Origin of the sequence: Paraflavitalea devenefica (genome assembly GCF_011759375.1) — a bacterium.
GTDB lineage: Bacteria > Bacteroidota > Bacteroidia > Chitinophagales > Chitinophagaceae > Paraflavitalea > Paraflavitalea devenefica.
This window is the reverse complement of sequence record NZ_JAARML010000001.1, coordinates 565,864-588,628: the sequence shown is the minus strand read 5'-3', so window position 1 is coordinate 588,628 and position 22,765 is coordinate 565,864. Positions and strand designations below refer to the sequence as shown.

The window sequence follows — 22,765 nt, the reverse complement described above, 5'->3', positions numbered from 1 at the left end:
AATCAGAATCATGGATTTAATGAACATCATGTTGGAAGTTTCCGGAAGCTGGTCTCACTTTGGTGGTGCTATCGGTGCTGGTCTTGCTGCCATTGGCGCAGGTATCGGTATCGGTCAGATTGGTAAAGGCGCTACTGAAGCCATTGCCCGTCAGCCGGAAGCTGCAAACGACATCCGTGGTGCTATGATCCTGACAGCAGCCTTCGTAGAAGGTGTTGCGCTGTTCGCAGTAATCGCTGGTTTGCTGGCTGTACTGTCATAGTTCATATCATCTCAACTTAGTACTGCACCTGAAGCACAGGGCGGAGGGTGCAGTTACTTCAAAACACAGCATTAAAGTTTTATAATACTATTTCTATGAGTTTGTTAACTCCCCATCTTGGTTTTTTTGTCTGGACATTGATCGCTTTTGTAGTGGTGTTATTATTACTGAAAAAGTTTGCCTGGAAACCCATCCTGAAGTCGCTGAAGGAAAGGGAAACCGGTATTGCTGATTCACTGGCTTCTGCCGAAAGAGTAAAGGCTGAAATGGCTCAACTGAAGAGCGAAAATGAGGCCCTGCTGGCCAAAGCCCGTGAGGAAAGAGCACAACTGCTGAAGGAAGCCCGCGATACCAAAGACAAGATCATTAATGAAGCTAAAGAACAGGCTAAGGTAGAAGCCAATAAGATCATTATGGATGCACAAACTGCTATCCAACATCAGAAAATGGCTGCCATCACAGACGTAAAGAACCAGGTAGGTCACCTGGTGATTGAAGTAGCCGAGAAAGTGCTGCGCCGTGAACTAGCCGGAAAAGCAGAGCAGGAGACTTTTATTAAAGAACTTGTGAACGAAGTAAAACTGAATTAATTAATAGCTGTGAGCTGTGAGCTGCGAGCCGCGAGCCTTTTGGCTTAGCTCGGAGCCCGGAGCTCGAAGCTCGAAGCTTTAATATATTATGCTTAATCCACGGTTAGCAGGCAGGTACGCGAAGAGTTTGATTGATTTAGCTGTTGAACGCAATCAATTGGAAACCATTTATAATGACATGCTCTTTTTGCAGGCAGTATGCAAAAATAGCCGTGACTTTGTAACCATTTTAAAGAGCCCTGTAATTACAGCCGATAAGAAAGAGAATATACTTCAGGCAGTAACTGCCGGTAAAGTGAGTGAGATTACGGCAGCTTTCAACAGGCTGTTGATTAAAAAAGGGCGTGAAGCTGTATTGCCTGAGATCATTACTGCTGTTATTGAGCAGTATAAAAAGCACAAGAATATTTATACCGTAAAGCTGACCACAGCAAAACCGGTTAGTGATGAACTGCGGAAACAGATCATTACCAGGATCCAGGAGCAAACGGTTATGAAGAATATTGAGTTGGAAACGGCCGTAAAGGATGAGCTTATTGGCGGATTTGTACTGGAGCTGGGTGATACGTTGGTAGATGGCAGCATCGCCTATGACCTGAACAAGATCAAGGCCCAGTTCCTGAACAATGACTTTATTTATAAGATCAGATAAAACAAACAACAAACTATAAACAGTTAGATATGGTAGACATTAAGCCTGATGAAATATCAGCGATATTACGCCAGCAGCTGAGCAACTTCAATGCGGCCGCCGACCTGGAAGAGGTAGGTACCGTACTGCAGGTGGGCGATGGTATTGCCCGTGTTTACGGGTTGAACAATGTAAGTTCCGGGGAATTGGTGGAGTTTGAGAATGGTGTACGTGCTATTGCCCTGAACCTGGAAGAAGACAATGTGGGTGTGGTATTGATGGGTGAAAGCGGTGATATTAAGGAAGGCGCTAAAGTTCGCCGTACCGGAAAGATCGCTTCTATCAATGTAGGCGAAGGCATGCTGGGTCGCGTGGTAAATACATTGGGTGAACCTATTGACGGAAAAGGTCCGCTCACCGGCGAGAAATATGAAATGCCCCTGGAGCGTAAAGCGCCTGGTGTAATTTTCCGTGAGCCGGTAAAGGAGCCTCTCCAGACAGGTTTGAAAGCGATTGACGCGATGATCCCCATCGGCCGCGGACAACGTGAGCTGATCATTGGTGACCGCCAGACCGGTAAAACGGCTATCGCTATTGATACCATTATCAACCAGAAAGAGTTTTTTGAAGCCGGCAAACCGGTTTATTGTATATATGTAGCCATTGGTCAGAAAGCATCTACCATCGCTGGTGTGATGAAGACCCTGGAAGACAATGGCGCTATGGCATTTACTACCATCGTAGCAGCTTCTGCCTCAGATCCTGCTCCGCTGCAGTTCTATGCTCCCTTTGCCGGTGCAGCTATCGGTGAGTTCTTCCGTGATACCGGCCGCCCTGCGCTGATCATTTATGATGACCTGTCAAAGCAGGCGGTGGCTTACCGTGAAGTGTCTCTGTTATTGCGTCGTCCTCCCGGCCGTGAGGCTTATCCTGGTGACGTATTCTACCTGCACAGCCGTTTGCTGGAGCGCGCTGCCAAAGTTATCAGCGATGATGGCGTAGCGAAGAATATGAATGACCTGCCCGAGTCTATCAGGCATATGGTAAAAGGTGGTGGTTCCTTAACAGCCCTGCCGATCATTGAAACACAGGCTGGTGACGTATCTGCTTATATCCCCACTAACGTAATTTCTATCACCGACGGACAGATCTTCCTGGAAGGTAACCTCTTTAACAGTGGTATCCGTCCGGCGATCAACGTAGGTATCTCAGTTAGCCGTGTGGGAGGTAATGCACAGATCAAATCCATGAAGAAGGTAGCAGGTACCCTGAAACTTGACCAGGCCCTGTACCGTGAAATGGAAGCTTTCTCCAAGTTTGGTGGCGACCTCGATGCTGCTACCAAGCTGGTACTGGATAAAGGCGCCCGTAACGTGGAGATCCTGAAGCAACCCCAATACACACCCTTCAGTGTAGAAAAGCAGGTAGCTATTATCTACCTCGGTACACAAGGTTTGCTGCGTGAAGTAGCTGTTAAACGTGTGAAGGAATTTGAAGAACATTTCCTGATGGAAATGGACAACAAGTTGGCCGATGTATTGGCGCAGTTTAAGAAAGGTAACCTGCCTGAAGATGGTCTTAAGAAGATGGTTACACTGGCCAAAGGTTTGATGCCCCAGTACAAGTAATCACTTAGCAAATAGATTTTAGTATAAAAAGAGTCCTTTCGTATTTTTACGAAGGGACTCTTTTATTATTGTAAATCAATCCATAATCGAAATGGGATAGACTTATGTCAAAAAAAGTTGCGAAAGCCTATTGCATAAATCAAATATTGTTTCTTTCTTTGACCCACGATCAACAACGATCTCCCTCCAATCTCCCATACAAACCGTACCTGATTTTTCCCATCCAATTCCGATTTTCAAATTCAGTTTTCAGTTACTAAGCTTTACCCAATTCCCACGAAAATAACCGGTTCGTTTCCAACTCCTGTGGACTAATACATCGTTATTCCGTCCCTAAAATATAAGTTATGAAAACGTACCTATACCTAACTGTTCAAACACGACCCATTATTCTTCAACATATTTTCAGGTGGTTATTATTACCCCTGTTGTTATTAATCTGGTCTTTGACCGGCTTTTCCCAGAACGTAAAAACAGGCAACCACAAGAAAGTGGTTTTAAACTGGAACACGCCTGTAACTGCCAACTACAGCCATTTTGTAATTGAGCGCAGTTTGGACAATGTTGATTTTGCCCAGGTGGGATTGTTGTTTACCGGTGAAGATGAGCCGGCAAGTGGCAACAATAGCTATAGTTTCTCTGACGATGTAAAGAATGTACGGAAAGGGTTTGTTTATTATCGTATCAGTATGGTAGATATGAATGGTAAGATACGGAAGTCGGCTATGCATACAGTATATACGGCAGAGCAAAAGCAAACACCGGTGCTGAAGGTTTCTCCCAATCCCGTGATCAACGACCTGCGTGTTACCCTGCCAACGTCATGGAAAAACAATTTTGTATCTATTGAGTTACTCAATAATAACGGGCAGGTAGTGAAGCATTCACTGAACCAGCAGGCACTGCTGACAGAAACCCTCTCCATAGGAGACCTGGTGGAAGGGATCTACATCCTTCGTGTATCAAACGGCAAAGAGACAATCATACAACGCATTGCAAAGGCGAAATAAGATATTCAACGAATTATTTAAAGGGTACGATCAACAAATGCCGTCCCGGTTCTCCGGGATGGCATTATCGAAGCTTTAACAACAATTTTTCGTACCGGCCTTAGGGTTTTTCTGATTTCACTTGTCATTCTTGTAAAGCGATTATTGCGGAGTGCGTAAATGTGAGCTATCATACTGATTTAAAAGCATCTATATAAAGAGTTTATTTTAAAGGGTACGATCAACAAACACCGTCCCGATTCTTCGGGATGGTTCTTTTAAAAACTGCCATCTGTACCTGTGCAGCTATCAAACCCCGACCAACTGCTTTTGATAAGATATTCAATTTTTTTTAAAGGGTACGATCAACAAACGGCCAGGCTTTTCTAAGCCAGGCCTTATTTTTTATGCAGCAGAACGTATATGTTTGCAATACTATGCGCCAGATCAAGAAACTGTTCCTTGCCTTTACCCTGTTATCTCCCATCCTGTCATGGGCCTGCATCAATGAATATTACAGAACAGAACCTCCCTTTGTCAATAACCAGTTAGACCTGTCTGCTATCCTGTATAGTGAAGGACATACTTATCCTTACTGGAAGAATGGGTTTCAGGACGATATTGTGATGCTGCAACGGAGAGACTCTCTGCTGTCTGTAGGATTGAGCAAGTTGGATTATAAATCATTATCTGATTATGCAGCCTTTGAATTAAGGATCGGCGACAGGAAGAAGGCGGTTGAAATACTGGAGCAATTATATGAACAACATCCCAACGAATACAATATTGTAGCCAACCTGGGCACTGCGTATGAGGTAACAGGCAATAATGAAAAGGCGCTGGCATTACTGAAGAAGGCTGTGCAGATCAATCCACAATCGCATTATGGATCAGAGTGGATACATGTACGTATCCTGGAGCAGAAGATAGCCCGTAAGGATTATGACAAGATCATTAACCTGGGCATACAGGATTTCTCCCAATGGATCATTGATAAGCAATACCGGTTTCCCAGGGATGCTGATTCACTCAAAATGCAGATCGCTTACCAGTTGCATGAACGCATTGCTTTTATTCCTCCGCCCGATGATATCGTGGGCCAACTGGTGCTGGACTTTGCCGATATTGTTGCCAAGACTGCTGAGTCAAGGGACAAGGCTATTCCTTTTTATGAGTATGCTGAGCATTATGGTTCATCCCTGCAAAAAACAGTAGCAGCGCGTAAGCAGGTATTGAAAGAAGAAAAGAAAGAGGTAAAAGATACTTTCCGCTGGGCCAGTGTGGTATGGGCCATTCCCTTGCTTGCCTTTGGCCTCATTCTCGCTGCGTGGCTGCGCAGTATACGGAAGCACAAGTCAGAAGCCTGAGGTCTGCTATTTACTTCCTACTTCCGATTTCGGATCTTCGACTGCTGACTTCACAAAGTTGCGCATCCTGCTCAGGAATTGGGTGAGCTGCTGCATGTCTTTGATATTGTCTGCTATCAGCAGGAACAGTTTACCGGTTTGTTTCAGCTTCGCGTTGTTGGTGTACTTCTGTATATAGGTGAGTATTTCCCGGAAGGTATCAGATTCAAAATAGGGAGAGTCAGCCTTATTGATGAAGAAACATTTTAACGTTTCATCACGGAGTAACATCTTTTCAAAGCCGAGCTCTACTGCCAGTTTACGGCTGCGCACGGTATCGAACAAGTCTTCCACCTGTTTGGGTATGGGGCCAAAGCGGTCCTGCAATTCCTGGGCAAACTCCTGCAGGGCTGCTTCATCCTCGCAATTATCCAGGCGGGTATATAAGGATAAGCGCTCAGTGATACTTTCTACATACGTATCCGGTATCAGTATTTCCAGGTCGGTATCAATGGTACAATCCTGTACGTAGTCTTCCTGTTTGGATATTTCTTCCTTAAAGAGCGCCCTGAATTCAGTCCGTTTTAATTCCTTAATGGCTTCATCCAATATTTTCTGGTACATCTCAAAGCCGATCTCTGCCATGAAACCACTTTGTTCGCCACCCAGCATATTGCCGGCTCCGCGTATATCCAGGTCGCGCATGGCAATCTGGAAACCACTGCCCAGCTCACTGTGCTGCTCCAGGGTTTGTAAACGTTTCCTGGAATCATCGGGCAGGGTGCTTACAGGCGGCGCCATGAGGTAACAGAAGGCTTTCTTATTACTTCTTCCCACCCGTCCACGCAATTGGTGCAGGTCACTCAGGCCAAACTGGTGGGCATTGTTGATGATAATGGTATTTACGTTGGCTATATCCACCCCGCTTTCTACGATGTTGGTACATACCAGTACATCGTATTTCTTGTCAATAAAGTCCATGATACGCTCTTCCAGGTGATGGCCTTCCATCTGTCCGTGTGCAGTGCCGATGCTCAGGTCGGGGCAGAGGCCCTGTATCAGGCCCGCCATTTCGGTGAGGCCCATTACCCGGTTATGGATAAAGAATACCTGTCCGCCGCGTTCTGTTTCAAAATAAATGGCATCCCGGATCACATCCTCATTAAATACGATTACTTCCGTTTGGATGGGTTGCCGGTTGGGCGGCGGCGTATTGATAATGCTCAGGTCCCTGGCTCCCATGAGGCTGAACTGTAAGGTTCTTGGAATGGGCGTAGCGGTGAGTGTAAGACAGTCTACATTTGTGCGGAGGGTCTTGATCTTCTCCTTATGTGCCACACCAAATTTTTGTTCTTCATCAATGACCAGCAGGCCAAGGTCTTTGAACTTTACTTCCTTGCCCAGCAAGCCATGGGTACCGATGATGATATCAACCTTCCCTTCTTCCAGCCGTTTTAAGGTTTCCTTTTTCTCTTTGGAAGATTTAAAACGATTGATGTAATCAACCGTTACCGGGAAGTCTTTTAAGCGTTCTTTGAAAGTTTTGTAATGCTGGAAAGCAAGGATGGTGGTAGGCACCAATACGGCAGCCTGCTTGCCATCGCAACAGGTTTTGAAGGAGGCTCGCACGGCCACCTCTGTTTTACCAAATCCTACATCACCACACACCAGCCTGTCCATGGGAGAGGGCTGTTCCATGTCTTTCTTTACATCGGCCGTAGCTTTGCTCTGGTCGGGCGTATCCTCATAAATGAAGGAAGCTTCCAGCTCTGTTTGCATGTAGTTATCCGGCGTATGCTGAAAGCCCTGCTGTGCTTTACGCTGGGCATAGAGCTTAATGAGGTCAAAGGCAATTTCCTTGACCTTGACCTTTGTTTTTTCCTTGAGCTTGTTCCAGGCATCGCTGCCCAGTTTATTTACTTTGGGAATGGTGCCTTCTTTGCCGGTGTACTTGGATATTTTATGCAGTGAGTTGATGTTCACATACAGAATATCACTGTCTTTATATAGAATGCGTACTGCTTCCTGCAGCTTACCATTGACATCTATTTTCTGTAATCCGCTGTAAGTGCCTACGCCATGATCAATGTGCGTAACATAATCACCCGGTTGCAACTCGCGCAGGGTGCGGAGGGTAAGTGCTTTATTCTTATTATAAGCCTGCTTTACCTTGTACTTATGGTAACGCTGGAAGATCTGGTGGTCGGTATAGCAAACGACTTTAAGGTCTTCATCAATAAATCCCTGGTGAATGGAAGTAGGAACGGGCGTGAAAGGGATCTCTGCTTTCAGGTCCTCAAAAATGCTGTTGAGCCTTTCCAGTTGCCGTGGGTTCTCGGCAAAGAGATAAAGGCCAAATCCTTTACCGGCCCATTGCTTCAGGTCCCTGATCAGCATATCAAACTGGCGGTTGAAGGCCGGCTGATCTTTGGTGTTGAAAAGAATAGTGGAGGCCTCTTCTCCGGTACCGAAGGTTGAGTCGTGGCCAAACTCTATGAGGTGACGTCCCTGTAATTGTTTTTCCAGTGTGGTGGCTGGTACAAAGTCATCGGTTTTGATATTGGCTTTTATCAGCTTGCTCTCGTCCTCGTCAATTTCCTGTACTTTGCTTTTTATATCCCTGCCTTTCCCGGATGTAGCTATTGCATTGGCTGCTGCTGCCTTCGCTTCTTTTTGCAGGTTCAGGAACAGTTCCAGGTCTTCTTCCTGTGTAAGCAGTTTCTCTTTGGTAAGTGCCCAGTCCTGCATCCATACAACGGTATTCTCCGGCAGAAAATCGAACAGGGATGTCTTTTCATCACTGTCAAACTGGGTTTCCACATTGGGAATGATGGTTACCTGCAGCAGTTTCCGTTCACTTAACTGGGATTCGGGATCAAAAATGCGGATAGAGTCTACATCATTGCCAAATAGTTCAACCCGGTAAGGTTTTTCGTTGCCAAAGGAGTAGATATCAAGAATGCCACCGCGCAGGGCAAACTGCCCGGGTTCATATACAAAGTCGGTACGCTGGAAGCCATAGTTCACCAGTTGCTCCATCAGGCCATCTACGTTGATCGTGTCGCCTGCTTTGAGGTAGATGATATTGCCGGAGAGGGAATCGGGTAATACTACTTTTTCAAACAATGCTTCGGGATAGGTGACCAGCAACCCGGTACGGTTGCCTTTACCGGCAGCCTGTGCGGCAAAGCGCGTAAGCGCTTCGGTGCGCAGCATGACGTGGGAAGCATTGAGTAAACGGAAGTTCTTCCTGTTCTTGAAGGAGGAGGGGAAGAAATAGACATTTAAAGCACTGGTAAGGTTCTCTAATGAATTGTGCAGGTAGGCCGCTGCTTCTGCATCCTCACAAATGACCACATGGTTCAGTTGACTGCAGGAAGGATGCTGAAAAATGGTGCTGATGACAAAGGCAGAGGCGCTGCCACGGAGATGGCTGCAGTAGATATGTTGTGGCTGGGCAAAAGAAAGCCTGTCCGCCAGTTGAAAAAGGCGGGGGTTATTTTTATAACTATCCAGCAACGACTGCAAATTCATAACAACGGGCGCAAAGATACGAAAAAGCAGGGAGTACATGAAGGCGAAGGGGAAGTGCGGGTGGATAATAAATGTTAAAATTGCATATGTGTGCCGGTTGCCTGGTAGCCCCGCTGTTTACAGTTGATCGGCTAAATCATTATAGCAATTGATCATCATCAAGTATAGTGTAGACTACTATAATCCTGTTTAAAATTGAAAAATAGTAATGCACCGGACGTGGAAATAAAAGTTGTTTTTTAGTATTGGAGGAAAGAAAAATGGTCTACATTAGCACCCGACCCGATTGCTTGCCATTAAGGCACTAATATAAGAGCAGCTAACAAGCTGCTCTTTTTCTTTGCAGCCGACTCCTGCACTCCCTGCTAATCCGTGTGGTTTTTTGTATATTTAAGGAAACTCATCCAGCATGTTACAACCCTGGCGAACCGGCAAGGTTATACGCATTACCGATGAAACGGCTACTACCAAACGTTTCTGGATACAGGTGCCGGAGCTGGAGTTCTTTGATTTTACACCTGGCCAGTTTGTAACATTAGACCTGCCTATACATGAGAAGCCCAATAAGCGCTGGCGTAGTTATTCCATTGCATCCTGGCCTGATGGCACCAATATATTTGAATTGGTGATCGTATTGCTGGAAGGCGGGGCAGGCACACATTATCTTTTCAATGAGGTGAAAGAAGGTTCTGAGCTAACGTTGCGCGGCCCGCAAGGGGTATTTGTGCTGCCGGAGCCCGTAGACCGTGACCTTTATTTTATTTGCACGGGAACAGGGGTAGCGCCGTTCCGCTCTATGAGCTATCATATCCTGAACCACCAGATACCACACCAAACTATTTACCTGGTCTTTGGCTGCCGCAAATTTGGCGATGCGTTGTATGCTGCCGAATTAAGAGACCTGGAAACGAAGGTGTCCAGCTTCCGCTATATCCCTACTTTTTCCAGGGAAGCGCCTGGTGAGCATTGTACAGGCTATGTTCATGCCGTATATGAAAAAATATGTAATGAAAACAGGTTTCCTGCGCCTGATAATCCGGAGCTGCTGGTGCCTAAGCCTGCTTACTTTTTTTTATGTGGCTGGAAAGATATGATTGACGAAGCCAAGCAGCGTATCCAGGGATTGGGATATGACAAGAAATCCATCCACCAGGAGTTATATGGTTAATATACCAGCATCCTGCTACTGCATACAGCCCTTACAGGAGAATGTCTTTCGCCATTAATGAAGTGTGATAAAAAGGAAACAGGTATTAATTCTTGGATCCGCTGCTGGTTTGTTGCGCCATTTTGCGTTTGGCGAGATCCTGCATTTTGGGATTGTTGCTGTCGTCTTTGGCAGTAATAGGAATAACGGGAATATGAAATTCTTTTAACCTTTGTTCGAGCGCTACTTTTTCTTTCTGAAGGTCCAGAATGTCGGCATGATTGCTCAGCATTTCGTTCTCTAATTCCAATACTTTCCTTTTCTGTGATTTAAGTTGACTACCTCGGAGTGTGAAACCTGTCAGGAAAGATAATAGAATCAAGCCGCCAAACAGGTATACATTCACAGGAATTACAATTGCAAGCATATATTGCTTTTTAGGGTAAAGAACCTCTGGTTTTAAAATGCGAATTATCCTGCTACAAGGAACTGAATACCAATTATTCATAAGTCTATGACCTATGTTCAAAAAGGCGGTTTCCCTATAACGGATAACAGGTTAAATTATTATACGCGCTACTAATACATACAAGCTTTACCGATGCGCAGTTGTTTCATAGGACAGATGTTCAAAGAGAGGAGTGAGGTGTTCCAGGAATTACATTTTATCAGCGTGTACAAACCAAATATAGACCTAAATAATTTGATTTAAAACAATTTCCCTGATTTTATTTACCGGGATTCGCTCCTGTTGCATGGTATCCCGGTACCGGATGGTAACAGTATTGTCTTCTTTCGTCTGGTGATCAACGGTTACGCAGAAGGGGGTGCCGATGGCGTCCATCCTGCGGTAGCGCTTACCGATGGCATCTTTTTCTTCATAGAAGCAATAAAAATGCGATTTGCATTCATCCATGATCTGCCGGGCTATTTCCGGTAGACCATCTTTTTTAAGCAGCGGAAGCACGGCCAGCTTGATGGGCGCTAATTTGGGCGGAAATTTTAATACGACCCGGCTATCCTGTTTTTCAGGTGTGCTCAGGTCTTCTTCCATATAGGCCTCGCTGAGTATCAGCAATACCGTTCTGTCGAGCCCGATGGAGGTCTCAATCACATAAGGAACATAATTCTGATTGATCTCATTATCGAAGTACTGGAGCTTCTTTTTGCTGTATTTCTGGTGCTGGCTAAGGTCAAAATCGCCCCTGGAGTGAATGCCCTCTACTTCTTTAAAGCCGATGGGGAATTCATATTCTATATCGCAGGCCGCTTTGGCATAGTGGGCCAGTTTTACATGGTCATGGTAGCGGTATTTTTCGGGTGATACGCCCAGGCTAAGGTGCCATTTGAGGCGCTCGGCTTTCCAGTATTCATACCATTCGCCTTCTGTGCCAGGGCGGATGAAGAACTGCATTTCCATTTGCTCAAACTCCCGCATGCGGAAAACGAACTGGCGGGCTACAATTTCATTCCGGAATGCTTTACCCACCTGGGCAATACCAAAAGGTATTTTCATGCGGCCGGTCTTCTGCACGTTCAGGAAGTTCACGAAAATGCCCTGTGCCGTTTCGGGACGCAGGTAAATTTCGCTCGCCTCATCAGTCACGCTGCCCAACTGGGTAGAGAACATGAGGTTGAACTGACGTACATCGGTCCAGTTGGAGGTGCCGCTGACAGTACATTTTATCTTGTTGTCCTCGATGAGCTTTTTAAGTCCGGCCATATCATCTTTACCCAGCAGGCTTTCCATGGTAGCCAGCAGGGCGTCGGCGGCTTCTTTTTTGCCCTCTTTTTCCAGTACTTCAGCATATCCTTCTATCAAATGATCTACCCGGTAGCGCTTGTTGCTGTCCTTGTTGTCGATCATGGGATCGCTGAAATTGTCTACGTGGCCGCTGGCTTTCCAGGTAGTGGGGTGCATGAAGATGGCGGCATCAATACCTACAATGTTCTCATGCATCTGGGTCATGCTCTTCCACCAGTAGTCGCGGATATTTTTCTTTAATTCACTGCCCCATTGGCCGTAATCATATACTGCGCTCAATCCGTCATAGATCTCACTGGACTGGAAAATAAAGCCGTACTCTTTGCAATGCGAAATGATCGCCTGAAACTTATTGGTATCTGCTGCCATAGCGGGCAAAGATAAGGAGGGGCTATATTATCTGCCCCAGGGATTTAAAAAAATAGTGTACCTGCAATTTTTGCCCGTCCGGGCAGGGGATATGCCAGCAAATAGCTGATTTACAAAGCCTCCAAATTAAAAATATTCATCTATTGCCTAAACTGCGGCTGTCTATTATATTTATTGCCTAAATCCACCCCATGACAAACAATGAAACGCTCCGTCTCGAAATAGACAAACAAATAGCTGCAGGATTCACAGCCGACGAGATCAAGAAGAACCTGCTTTCCCAGCAATATACGTCCGACGAAATAATGGCGGCCATGAAGCAAACGAATGTGGCATCCCGGGCCAAATCGTCTTCAGGTATTGGCATTGCCTCAGTGCTGGTCTCCATCTATTTTATCTTCAGCGGTATTATGAAGCTGACCAAATACCCTTCCGGCTCTTTCGGGAATACCTTTGGTATTATTATGCTGGTAGCCGGTGTTGGCGGTCTTATCTTTAAATTAGTGGATATGTCCCGGCGCTAAGGGTCTCTCTTATTTCAGTTTATCGTTGTTGATATGCCGGTTGGCATCCCGGATATTCTTTTTCTCGAAGTTCTTTTGCAGGGCTTCGGTGAGGTTGACGCCGGTTTGATTGGCCAAGCAGATGAGCACCCATAGTACATCGGCCATTTCATCGGCCAGGTTTTTATTTTTATCACTTTCCTTAAAGGATTGTTCGCCATAGATGCGCACCATCAGGCGGCTCAACTCGCCCACCTCCTCTACGAGGATGCCCAGGTTGGTGAGCTCATTGAAATAGCGTACGCCAACAGTTTTGATCCATTGGTCTACCTGTTGCTGGGCTTCATTGAGTGTAAGTTCCATACAAGATGTTTTATTCTTTGTTCTTAGTATCTATGACAATGGTTACCGGGCCATCATTCAGCAGGGCCACTTTCATATCGGCCCCAAACTCGCCGGTACCAATGGATTTGCCCAGGTCCTTTTCCAGTTGGGCGATCATCTTTTCATAGAGAGGAATGGCCACCTCGGGTTTGCTGGCGCGGATATAGGAAGGACGGTTGCCTTTTTTCGTAGCGGCATGCAGGGTGAACTGACTTATGAGCAATATATCGCCGCCATTTTCTTTGACAGATATATTCATGACACCATTTGCATCGTTAAAAATACGCAGGTTTACGATCTTGCCGCTAAGCCATTCAATGTCTTCGGGGGTATCGGCATCTTCAATTCCTACCAATACCAACAAACCATTTCCGATGGCAGAACGTATTATATGTTGAATGGTGACACTGGCCTGGCTGACGCGCTGTATAACTGCCCGCATAATTATAGGTTAGTGTGTAAATTTATAGGAAGATCGGGCAACCGGCAAAATGCGTGTATATTATGAATAAGGTAGATATAACCAGGGAAATATTGTTTAAAACCGCCCGCAGCGGCGGTAAAGGCGGACAGAACGTGAATAAGGTAGAGACGATGGTGGAAGGATATTTTGATATTAATAATTCGTTGATACTGAGTGAAGAGCAAAAAGGAATACTGGTTAAAAAGTTAGGGTCAAAAATAAATTCGGAAGGGTTTTTGCAAGTAAAGAGCCAGGTTCACCGGTCGCAACTGGAGAACAAGCAGGAGGTAGTAAAAAAGATGCATGCTTTGATAGAGCAGGCACTAAAAAAGGAAAAAAAACGTATAGCTACCAGGCCTCCTGCTGTTGTCCGGGAAAAGCGGCTGGATTCAAAAAAGAAACAGTCGAGCCAGAAGCAGAACCGTCAGAAAATCCGACCTATTGATCACTAACCTAAACACGTAACCATGCAAAGAAACCTGCGTTATATTACGAGGTACGCCAGCATCCTTATTCTGTTCCTGCTTTTCATAGCCGTTGTTGTTTCCTGCCAGAAAGAAATCAAGTTTGCCCCGGAAGAACAAGCCGATCACAATGTGGTGCTCCGTTTTAAACCGGTGGTGCAATATGATTCGGTAGAGATGAAGTTTGATACGGTTACTTATAAGAATTTCTTCAAAGAGCCTTTTACGGTAAGCGCCTTTAAGTTCTATATCCATGGCATTGAGCTGATCAATACCGATTCTAATAAAACGTACCCCGTAGGATTCAAAAAGTATTTCCTCATTGATTTTGCCGATACCAATTCCCTGAAGCTGAAGCTGACTGTATTGCCCTATAAATACAACCGTATTGCTTTCATGCTGGGCGTCGATAGTTCGGATAATGTAAGCGGTGCGCAAACAGGCGCCCTTGATCCGGCCAAAGGCATGTTCTGGGAGTGGAAAACCGGCTATGTTATGGCCAAGCTGGAAGGGAAATCCCCTGTCTCCTCAGGCCCTGCCAACGTGTTTCAGTACCATATTGGCGGATTTACCCAGGCCGAGAGCGTGATAAAAAGAATAACTTTGTTGTTCCCGTTTGGCGAAAGTGTGGACATGCAGCCGGGTAGTACCACGGAGATCAATATTACGGCCGACGCGTATGACTGGTTCAATAGCCCGCACGATATCCGCATCACCACGCATTCCGGCATCATGAGTACGGGTGCATTGGCGCAACAGGTGGCGGAGAATTATTCAAAAATGTTTACGGTGGTAGAGATCATTAATGACTAACTGTGACCATAAGATGGACTATACGGATTGTACTTTTTCTGATACTGGGTACAGTATGCGTGCATGCGTGTAAGAAATCTGATCATGGCGGCGGCGCTCCTACCCCCCTCAGCTTTGTGATACCATCGGGGTTCCCCGATCCTGCCTATACTTTCGCTACCAATCCATTAACGGAGCAGGGATTTCAACTGGGCCGTAAACTGTTTTATGATGGCCGCCTGTCCAGGGACGGTAATTTCCCCTGCGCTTCCTGTCACCAGCAGTTTGCTGCTTTCGCTACTTTTGATCATAATTTTAGTCACGGGTTCAATAACCAGTTCACTACCCGTAATGCGCCCCCTTTATTCAATGTAGTATGGCAAAAACAAACGCATTGGGATGGCGGTATTCTCAATCTCGAAGTACAGCCTCTGGCGCCACTCACGGCACCCAATGAAATGGCAGAGGATATTAATAATGTGATCAATAAACTGAGCCAGGATGCCGGCTATAAGCAATTGTTTAAAGCAGCGTATGGGGATGAAACGATTAACAGCCAGCGCATGCTGCTGGCGCTGACGCAGTTTGTAGGGTCGCTGGTATCGGCTGATTCAAAGTATGACCGGGTGAAGAAAGGCATGGCCAGCTTTGCCCAGGACGAGCAAATGGGGTATACCATTTTTCAATCCAAATGTACCGGCTGCCATGCAGAACCTTTGTTTACCGATAACAGCTTCCGCAATACGGGCCTGGCAGCAGACCCTACCATCAATGATAAGGGCCGGATGCGTATTACGAATAATAAAGCTGATTCCCTCAAGTTTAAAGTGCCCAGCCTGCGCAACCTGTATGTTACTTTCCCGTATGGCCATGATGGCCGTTTCTCTTCTGTAAACCAGGCGCTGGAACATTATAACAGCGGGGTGCAGGTGAGCACTACGGTTGATCCACTGGTTAAAAATGGCATTCCTCTAAGTACGAATGATAAGATTTACCTGCAGGCGTTTTTGCGTACGTTAACAGACTCCACGTTTATTAAAAATCCCCGGTTTGCAGCGCCGGAATAGTGAGTAGTCACTCTTTCCGTTCCATGCACAACTCCACCAGCACGCCATTGGTGCCTTTGGGGTGTAAAAAGCATACGAGCTTGTTATCAGCACCAGGTTTGGGTGTGTCATTGAGCAGGGTGAAGCCTTCTGCCTGCAATCTTTTCATTTCGGCTTCTATATCGGTCACCTCAAAAGCGATATGGTGAATACCCTCCCCTTTCTTTTCTATGAAGCGGGCAATAACACCCTGTGGGTCGGTGCTTTCCAGCAGTTCTATCTTGGTGTCACCCTGCCGGAAAAAAGCGGTCGTCACCTTTTCACTTTCTACCGCTTCTGTTTTGTAGCAGGGGGTATTCAGCAGCTTTTCAAACAAGGGCATGGACTGCGCCAGGTTGTTTACGGCAATGCCGATATGTTCTACTTTCAGCATAAATAAAGTTGAGGTAGGCCAAAGATACCCGCTAAGCCGGTAACAGCCATACAACTAATTGGGGTAAATTTGTGTTAGATAAGTGATATGCCCAACCTGCCCATATACCTCGATTATAATGCTACTACGCCCTGCGATCCGCAGGTAGTGGAAACGATGTTGCCTTATTTCATCACCCAATTTGGCAATGCGGCCAGCAGGCAGCATGCTTTGGGCTGGCAGGCAGAGGAAGCGGTAGACCATGCGCGAAAACAGGTAGCTGCTCTCATAGGCGCCGATCCGGCAGAGATCGTTTTTACTTCCGGCGCCACAGAAAGCAATAACCTGGCGCTAAAGGGAGCGGTGGAGATGTATGCCGGGAAAGGCAACCATATTATTACCTTCGTTACCGAACACAAGGCCGTACTGGATACCTGTAAGCACCTGGAAAAACAGGGCGCCCTGATCACCTACCTGCCCGTGGATGCAAAGGGCATGATCAACCTGCAGGAGCTGGAAGCAGCCATCACGCCAGCCACCATCCTGATCGCCATCATGTATGCCAATAATGAAACAGGCGTTATACAACCGATGCAGGCCATCAGCCGTATTGCCAAACAGCATGGTGTACTATTTTTCAGCGATGCCACACAGGCCGTGGGTAAAGTGCCGGTAAATGTGATCGCAGATGGTATTGACCTGATGAGTTTTTCGGCCCATAAGATGTATGGCCCCAAGGGCGTGGGCGCTTTGTATATACGCCGCAAGAATCCCCGTGTAAAGCTGGCCGCACAGATTGATGGCGGCGGACATGAACGGGGCGTGCGCAGCGGTACCCTGAATGTGCCCGGCATTGCAGGCTTTGGTAAGGCGGCGGAATTGTGCCGGCTGCAATTACAAGCTGAAGGGACACGCATGCGTACCCTTCGCAACAAACTGGAAAAGGCTTTATTGCAATTGGAAGGCGTACAGGTGAATGGCGATACGGAACATCGCCTGCCCCATGTATCCAACCTTGCGTTTGCCCATGTTGATGGCAATGCGCTGATGCTGGGCTTCAATAAAAATATTGCGGTAGCTACCGGCTCAGCCTGTACTTCTGCTTCCATGGAACCCAGCTTTGTGCTGAAAGCACTGGGACTGGAGGATGAACTGGCCCGCAGTTCCCTTCGCTTCAGCATAGGTCGCTTTACTACTGAAGAAGAGATTGATTATACCATTCAAAAAGTTACTGATACGGTTAATACCCTGCGTTCGTTAAGTCCATTGGGTCATATATAAGGAAGGACTTACTATCTCATACCGCTCATTATCCAATACTTTCTTGCTGCTATTGCATAGTTGTAGTACAAGTTCTACAAATGGTATCTCTATTGTTTTACACGCAAAGCCATGGAACTCATTTATTTTTAAAGTGAAGATTATGATGAGTAATCCTGATCATCCTTATGAAACAGCCTTAATCCGTGCCCTATTTTTTTACGAACACGTGAACGTAACAGCCCATTACTCTGCTGCGCGTATATAAGCCAGCATGGCATCAATGTCTTTGTTGCTCAGGTTGGGGAAAACATTCATGGGTGCTTTGTCCCAGTCGTTATATACTTTTAGCGCTGTTGAATCGCCTTTTCCTAATAATTCAGCGTTATTGCGGATAAACCGGTAGAGCCATTCCCTGGTTCTCCGGTTTTCAATGCCAGCCAGCGCGGGACCAGTCAAATCCTTCTCAATAGTATGACAGGCTGCGCAATTGGCCAGGAATAATTCCTTCCCGGTCCTGATAACCAAATTATTATTGGCGATCGTTGCTGCTGTTACAGCGGCATGCCTTTGCGTTGGGCCTACATGCGTAGTCTTTTTGCTGCAATAAACAGACACGAACCCCAGGCAGGGAATGACCAGCAGGTAAAATATTTTTAAGGGGCTTTTTGATCTTTCTGTAAAAAGCATTTTTATTCTTTGGGCAATGCCTGATGAGCTGTACCCATTGATCAGTGGAGAAGTATAGCTGTGGCTTTGAATTTTCAACAGCATGTGGGCATAGGCTTTCTTATCGGTGGCCAGTGCTGTTTCCCTGTCTACTTCAAATTCGTGCGCTTGCTGCAATAATTTTTTATAATGATACAGGGCTGGATGGAACCACAGTAATATTTTGAAACATTCCATTAACAGGATATCGAGGGTATGGTACCGGCGGGCATGAACATCTTCATGCATTATTACGGTGAATGCTTCTTCCTCGCTGAGTGAAGGTTGCAGAAAGATGTAACCGAAGAAAGAAGCATTCGTGATCACATGGCTGTTTTTAATAATGCGGTAGCCATGTGTGCGTTCATGCCTGTTGGGGTTATTGTGTATTATGCGGATGATGCGAAACAGACTTGCCGAGAGACTGACGGCGGTTATGCACACGCCACCGGCATACATGATCATCAATAGCTGTGGCCAGTTTATCGTTGCCGGGGCGTTGGCAGACGATACAGATGAGAGTACAGGGGTTGATGCCGGCTGTGGAATGAAGGGCAGATGCTGTACCGGCAGGTATTGGTGTGTGCCCAATTGGAAACTAACCAGCGGGATCAGCGCACTGATGACAAGGGAGCCAAGGATGTACCAGCGATTCCAGGTAAAGAAAGTGAGGCGCCGGAAGCAGAGCAGGTACAGGAGGTAAAAAGGCAGCATGCTGAAGGAAACATTCAGCAGGTATTGCAGAAGGCTGTTCATACATAAGGTTTATTGTTGATCAATGAATTTTTTCAATTGCTCCAGGTCGGCCGGACTCAGGTGCTCTTCTTCTATCATAAACGACAGTACTTTTTCGGGCCTGCCGCCAAAATACTCCCTGAACATGCGTTTAAAGCTGAACTTGCCAAAGTCTTCCCGCGTTACAAGCGGAAAGTATTCATGGGTTTTGCCGTATGCCTTGTGGCCGACAAATCCCTTGGTTTCAAGGATGCGCACTACCGAGGAAATGGTGGTGTAAGGTGGTTTGGGGTCGTCATCCAGCTTATCTATAATATCCTTCACAAAGCATTTCTCCAGTTGCCAGATGACCTGCATGATGCGCTCTTCTGTTTTGGTGAGATCTTCCATGATGAGGCGTTAAACGTATTTATTAGTTGTGTAACGTAAAAATAAGTTAATCTACTGAAAAAGTAGTTAGAGGATTGAGATTTATTTTTAGGGAGCAAAGTCAGCCACTTAAAATGATTGTTGCCAGTACCTGGCCGGTGATCAGGGAAATAGCTCTCAAACTCCTGTTAACATGCTTTTTTTCAGTCTTTTATATTTAATGGTAAAAGTAGCCAAGTGGTAGTCTGATTGCCTGAAACAGCCTGCATACTTGCACTGGAATGGACACAACCTTGCACCGGAATAGCACTCCCAGTGCGCTTCACCTATACAGTTTGGTGCTATACGTGTGCGGAATGTACGCAGTATCAATAGCATAGGAACCCTATTAGCCTGCAAGGCCTGGAACCCCAGTGCTATTATTAGCCCTATTTACAGAAAAAGTGGCGGGGGAACTGGCAACCGGTCAGGTGCCTGTCAGGTGGGAGGTCAGATGCCTTTTAAGTAGGTGGGGTCACCAGCAAGGTAGGGGCAGGTAGGGAATTGGTGAGGAGCAACCTGGGAGGAAGGTCTCGGTAAAGTCTCGAAAAGGTCTCGACAAGGTCCCGGTAAGGTCTCGATAAGGGTATGACCCTGTAAAAAGCAAAAACTCTCCGGGCGGAGAGCTTTTGGTGCAGTAGGTTATGGTTATCTGTGTAAAATATATGTATGGCTAAACCGTTTATTATCACGATTAGGTTGAACAAGAGGAAATGGATTTTGTGTGAAGGGAGAAAGCGAATTTAGGGAAATCCTCTATTCATACATCACTATCTTTAGCATTTCTTTTTATATAGGTATAATCTCTTATTTTCGTACGCATGTGGCCTGTTTGTAAAAAAGAGTTTCGTCAGTTCTTCAGTAGTCTTACCGGGTATATAGCCATCGTAGCCTTCCTTCTGTTGAATGGATTGTTCCTTTTTGTATTCCCGGATACCAATATCCTTGATTTTGGCTATGCTACACTTGATAAATTTTTTGAATTAGCCCCCTGGATCCTCTTATTGCTGATACCTGCCATTACCATGCGCAGCTTTGCCGACGAGTTTAAGGGCGGCACTTTTGAACTGCTGCAAACCAAACCGCTCAGCCGCTGGCAGGTGGTGGGGGGTAAATACCTCGGGTCCCTGCTGGTAGTACTGATTGCCCTGCTGCCTACGCTCATTTATACCTTCACTATCCTGCGCTTGTCGGAAACAGGCGGTATTGATACCGGGGCCATTACCGGCTCCTATGTCGGTCTTATTTTCCTCGTGGGGGTGTTTGTAGCCATCGGCATCTGCTGCAGCAGCTTTACCAATAATGCGGTCGTGGCTTTTATTGTCAGCGCTTTTGTTTGCTTTCTCCTGTACAGCGGCTTTAATGCCATCAGCCGCATTCCGGCGCTGGAAGCAGGGGCTGACTATTATGTGGAAATGGCCGGTATTGATTTTCATTACCGCAGCGTGAGCCGCGGTGTAGTGGACAGCCGGGATATTATTTATTTCCTGAGCGTGATCGGCTTCTTTTTGGTATTTACAGGGAGGAATTTGTTGAAACGATAAAACTGTCAGGGCTTTCCCAGGGTGAGCCACCTTTAGAAGGTGACCCACCCTGAGGAAAGCCGATCATTAACTATGAAAAAGCTACTTGCCTCAAAATATTGGTGGTTGTTCCTGTTGATCGTACTGGTGGGCATTAATTACCTCGCCGCGCAGTTCCATTACCGGCTCGACCTGACACAGGAAAAACGGTATACCCTTTCTGCCCCTACCCAAAAATTGTTGTCGTCACTGAATGACCAGGTAATCGTTACTGTATTCCTGGATGGCGAAATGCCGGCAGGATTTAGAAGATTGTCCAATAATGCCCGGGAATTATTGCAGGAATTCAAGGAGGCAGGAAAAGCCAATATCCAGTTCAGGTTCCAGCGGCCGGGCGCCAGCGAGGCCGATTCCACCGGCGCCTTTTCTATGGATTCCCTGATGCGGATGGGCTTAACCCCCACCAATGTGCGGGTAAAGGCAAAAGAAGGAGAGGGCGAGGAACAGCGTTATCTTTTTCCCGGGGCGCTGGTGAGCTACCATGACCGGGTGATCCCTGTTGACTTTTTGCAGGGCACCAAGGCGACCGACGGCGATCCTTTCAGCACCCTCAATAATGCGGAAGCCCTGCTGGAATATAAGTTTGCCCACGCCATACAAAAAATAACGGCCGAAACAGTGCCCGCGGTAGGTTATCTCCTCGGTAATGGAGAGCCTATGACTTATAATGTGTACGACCTGATCGAAGGGGCTTTAAAGCCCAATTATGGTTTTGGCTTTATACCTATTGATAGTGTGCCCGTGATTCCGCAGGAGTTCAATGCCATCGTGATCATGAAGCCTACGGTAAAGTTTACCGAAGCGCAAAAGCTGAAAATAGACCAGTATATTATGCATGGCGGAAAAGTGATCTGGCTCATAGACAGGCTCGACGCCAGCCTGGACAGCCTGTTCCGTAAAAAAAGTGATTTTGTGGCCTTCGATTTTGGACTGAACCTCGATGATCAGTTGTTCCGGTATGGTGTACGTATTAATGCCGACCTGGTACAGGACCTGCAGTGCGACAGCCTGCCACTGGTAGTAGGTAATATAGGCGACAAACCCCAAATGAACTTTCAGCCCTGGCCTTATTTCCCTTTGCTGTCCTCTCACGCAGGGCATCCGATAGCCAAAAATATAGACCTTGTATTGTCTATGTTCCCCAATTCCATTGATACGGTGAAAACGACAGGGATACATAAAACGGTGTTGTTGGCTACTTCCTCTAATGCACGCGTGCTGAATACACCTGCCATAGTATCCCTCAATAGCGTGAAAACAGAAGAAGACCTGAAAACTTTTAACAGGGCCAATATACCGGTAGCGGTGCTGCTGGAAGGCCGTTTCTCTTCGCTGTATACCCATCGTCTTTCCCAGACGATGATGGATACCCTGGCGGGTATTTATAAGCAGCCCTTCCGCGCTGCGTCTGCAGAAGAGAATAAGATGATCGTGATTGCCGATGGGGATATTGCCTCCAATGTGTTTAGACAAGGTAAGGGGCCTATGCCCATGGGATTTAACCAGTTTACCAATTATCAATACGCTAATAAGGATTTTATACTCAATAGCATTGAATACCTCGTGAACCCTTCCGGTATTTTGGAAACCAGGGCCAAAGATTATACCCTCCGCCTTCTGGACCCCGAAAAGGTAGAAAATGAGAAAACCCAATGGCAGTTGATTAATATCGGGGTACCTGTTTTGCTGGTAGTTTTATTCGGGTTTATTTACCAGGCGTTAAGGAAAAGGAAATACCAATAGTTT

Annotated in this window: 22 protein-coding genes; 14 read left to right on the top strand and 8 right to left on the bottom strand. The window is 46.3% G+C overall.

What is annotated here, in order from left to right:
* Positions 1-19 precede the first annotated feature (19 nt).
* From atpE to HB364_RS02230, 6 genes are all read left to right on the top strand, one after another.
* Positions 20-262, top strand: coding sequence for an ATP synthase F0 subunit C (gene atpE / locus HB364_RS02255; protein ID WP_246228284.1), 243 nt, complete (start codon positions 20-22; stop codon positions 260-262).
* A 95-nt stretch (positions 263-357) separates the two neighbouring features.
* A complete protein-coding gene (gene atpF, locus HB364_RS02250) occupies positions 358-852 on the top strand; it encodes a F0F1 ATP synthase subunit B (RefSeq protein WP_167286272.1) in 495 nt (164 codons plus the stop codon).
* A gap of 88 nt (positions 853-940) precedes the next feature.
* Positions 941-1,504 carry an ATP synthase F1 subunit delta gene (gene atpH / locus HB364_RS02245; RefSeq protein ID WP_167286271.1) on the top strand — a complete coding sequence of 188 codons (564 nt, stop codon included), beginning with the start codon at positions 941-943 and terminating at the stop codon, positions 1,502-1,504.
* A gap of 29 nt (positions 1,505-1,533) precedes the next feature.
* Positions 1,534-3,111 (top strand): F0F1 ATP synthase subunit alpha, encoded by a 1,578-nt coding sequence (atpA, locus tag HB364_RS02240; protein ID WP_167286270.1) that lies wholly within the window; start codon positions 1,534-1,536, stop codon positions 3,109-3,111.
* A gap of 347 nt (positions 3,112-3,458) precedes the next feature.
* On the top strand, positions 3,459-4,121 hold the full coding sequence (locus tag HB364_RS02235; RefSeq protein ID WP_167286269.1) for a T9SS type A sorting domain-containing protein: 663 nt from the start codon (positions 3,459-3,461) through the stop codon (positions 4,119-4,121).
* Between the two features lie 386 nt (positions 4,122-4,507).
* Positions 4,508-5,467 carry a tetratricopeptide repeat protein gene (locus HB364_RS02230; RefSeq protein WP_167286268.1) on the top strand — a complete coding sequence of 320 codons (960 nt, stop codon included), beginning with the start codon at positions 4,508-4,510 and terminating at the stop codon, positions 5,465-5,467.
* A 6-nt stretch (positions 5,468-5,473) separates the two neighbouring features.
* On the opposite strand, the gene mfd is transcribed toward HB364_RS02230, so the two are convergent.
* The gene (gene mfd / locus HB364_RS02225; RefSeq protein WP_167286267.1) at positions 5,474-8,980 is read right to left on the bottom strand and encodes a transcription-repair coupling factor; all 3,507 of its coding nucleotides are present in this window, start codon (positions 8,978-8,980) and stop codon (positions 5,474-5,476) included.
* Between the two features lie 409 nt (positions 8,981-9,389).
* On the opposite strand from mfd, the gene HB364_RS02220 reads away from it, so the two are divergent.
* On the top strand, positions 9,390-10,148 hold the full coding sequence (locus HB364_RS02220; protein ID WP_167286266.1) for a ferredoxin--NADP reductase: 759 nt from the start codon (positions 9,390-9,392) through the stop codon (positions 10,146-10,148).
* Positions 10,149-10,233: 85 nt separating this feature from the next.
* Here HB364_RS02220 and HB364_RS02215 read toward each other — a convergent pair whose 3' ends face one another.
* Complete coding sequence (locus HB364_RS02215; RefSeq protein ID WP_167286265.1) at positions 10,234-10,554, bottom strand: hypothetical protein; 321 nt, start codon at positions 10,552-10,554, stop codon at positions 10,234-10,236.
* Between the two features lie 267 nt (positions 10,555-10,821).
* The gene (locus HB364_RS02210; RefSeq protein WP_167286264.1) at positions 10,822-12,261 is read right to left on the bottom strand and encodes a glycine--tRNA ligase; all 1,440 of its coding nucleotides are present in this window, start codon (positions 12,259-12,261) and stop codon (positions 10,822-10,824) included.
* Positions 12,262-12,452: 191 nt separating this feature from the next.
* Between HB364_RS02210 and HB364_RS02205 the strand changes: the two genes are divergently transcribed.
* Entirely contained in the window at positions 12,453-12,785 is a 333-nt protein-coding gene (locus tag HB364_RS02205) for a hypothetical protein (protein WP_167286263.1), read from the top strand.
* Between the two features lie 9 nt (positions 12,786-12,794).
* On the opposite strand, the gene HB364_RS02200 is transcribed toward HB364_RS02205, so the two are convergent.
* Both HB364_RS02200 and dtd read right to left on the bottom strand, forming a co-directional pair.
* Positions 12,795-13,127: a nucleotide pyrophosphohydrolase gene (locus HB364_RS02200; protein WP_167286262.1), complete on the bottom strand. Its 333-nt coding sequence runs from the start codon at positions 13,125-13,127 to the stop codon at positions 12,795-12,797.
* Between the two features lie 10 nt (positions 13,128-13,137).
* Complete coding sequence (gene dtd, locus HB364_RS02195; RefSeq protein WP_167286261.1) at positions 13,138-13,590, bottom strand: D-aminoacyl-tRNA deacylase; 453 nt, start codon at positions 13,588-13,590, stop codon at positions 13,138-13,140.
* Between the two features lie 62 nt (positions 13,591-13,652).
* Between dtd and arfB the strand changes: the two genes are divergently transcribed.
* Genes arfB through HB364_RS02180 form a run of 3 tightly spaced genes read left to right on the top strand, consistent with a single transcriptional unit; the run spans position 13,653 to position 15,934 of the window.
* Complete coding sequence (gene arfB / locus HB364_RS02190) at positions 13,653-14,063, top strand: alternative ribosome rescue aminoacyl-tRNA hydrolase ArfB (protein WP_167286260.1); 411 nt, start codon at positions 13,653-13,655, stop codon at positions 14,061-14,063.
* A gap of 15 nt (positions 14,064-14,078) precedes the next feature.
* Complete coding sequence (locus tag HB364_RS02185) at positions 14,079-14,888, top strand: MbnP family protein (RefSeq protein WP_167286259.1); 810 nt, start codon at positions 14,079-14,081, stop codon at positions 14,886-14,888.
* A 2-nt stretch (positions 14,889-14,890) separates the two neighbouring features.
* Positions 14,891-15,934 carry a cytochrome-c peroxidase gene (locus HB364_RS02180; RefSeq protein WP_167286258.1) on the top strand — a complete coding sequence of 348 codons (1,044 nt, stop codon included), beginning with the start codon at positions 14,891-14,893 and terminating at the stop codon, positions 15,932-15,934.
* Positions 15,935-15,941: 7 nt separating this feature from the next.
* Here HB364_RS02180 and mce read toward each other — a convergent pair whose 3' ends face one another.
* Positions 15,942-16,346, bottom strand: a complete 405-nt coding sequence (gene mce, locus HB364_RS02175; protein WP_167286257.1) for a methylmalonyl-CoA epimerase — start codon at positions 16,344-16,346, stop codon at positions 15,942-15,944.
* Positions 16,347-16,433: 87 nt separating this feature from the next.
* On the opposite strand from mce, the gene HB364_RS02170 reads away from it, so the two are divergent.
* On the top strand, positions 16,434-17,606 hold the full coding sequence (locus HB364_RS02170; protein ID WP_167286256.1) for an IscS subfamily cysteine desulfurase: 1,173 nt from the start codon (positions 16,434-16,436) through the stop codon (positions 17,604-17,606).
* Positions 17,607-17,831: 225 nt separating this feature from the next.
* Here the strand turns inward: HB364_RS02170 and HB364_RS02165 are convergent, their stop codons facing one another.
* Together HB364_RS02165 and HB364_RS02160 are read right to left on the bottom strand one after the other, a co-directional pair.
* A complete protein-coding gene (locus HB364_RS02165; protein ID WP_167286255.1) occupies positions 17,832-19,049 on the bottom strand; it encodes a M56 family metallopeptidase in 1,218 nt (405 codons plus the stop codon).
* Positions 19,050-19,058: 9 nt separating this feature from the next.
* The gene (locus HB364_RS02160; protein ID WP_167286254.1) at positions 19,059-19,418 is read right to left on the bottom strand and encodes a BlaI/MecI/CopY family transcriptional regulator; all 360 of its coding nucleotides are present in this window, start codon (positions 19,416-19,418) and stop codon (positions 19,059-19,061) included.
* Between the two features lie 839 nt (positions 19,419-20,257).
* Here HB364_RS02160 and gldF point away from each other — a divergent pair.
* On the top strand, positions 20,258-20,980 hold the full coding sequence (gene gldF, locus HB364_RS02155; protein ID WP_167286253.1) for a gliding motility-associated ABC transporter permease subunit GldF: 723 nt from the start codon (positions 20,258-20,260) through the stop codon (positions 20,978-20,980).
* A 72-nt stretch (positions 20,981-21,052) separates the two neighbouring features.
* On the top strand, positions 21,053-22,762 hold the full coding sequence (gene gldG / locus HB364_RS02150; RefSeq protein ID WP_167286252.1) for a gliding motility-associated ABC transporter substrate-binding protein GldG: 1,710 nt from the start codon (positions 21,053-21,055) through the stop codon (positions 22,760-22,762).
* Positions 22,763-22,765: the final 3 nt, after the last annotated feature.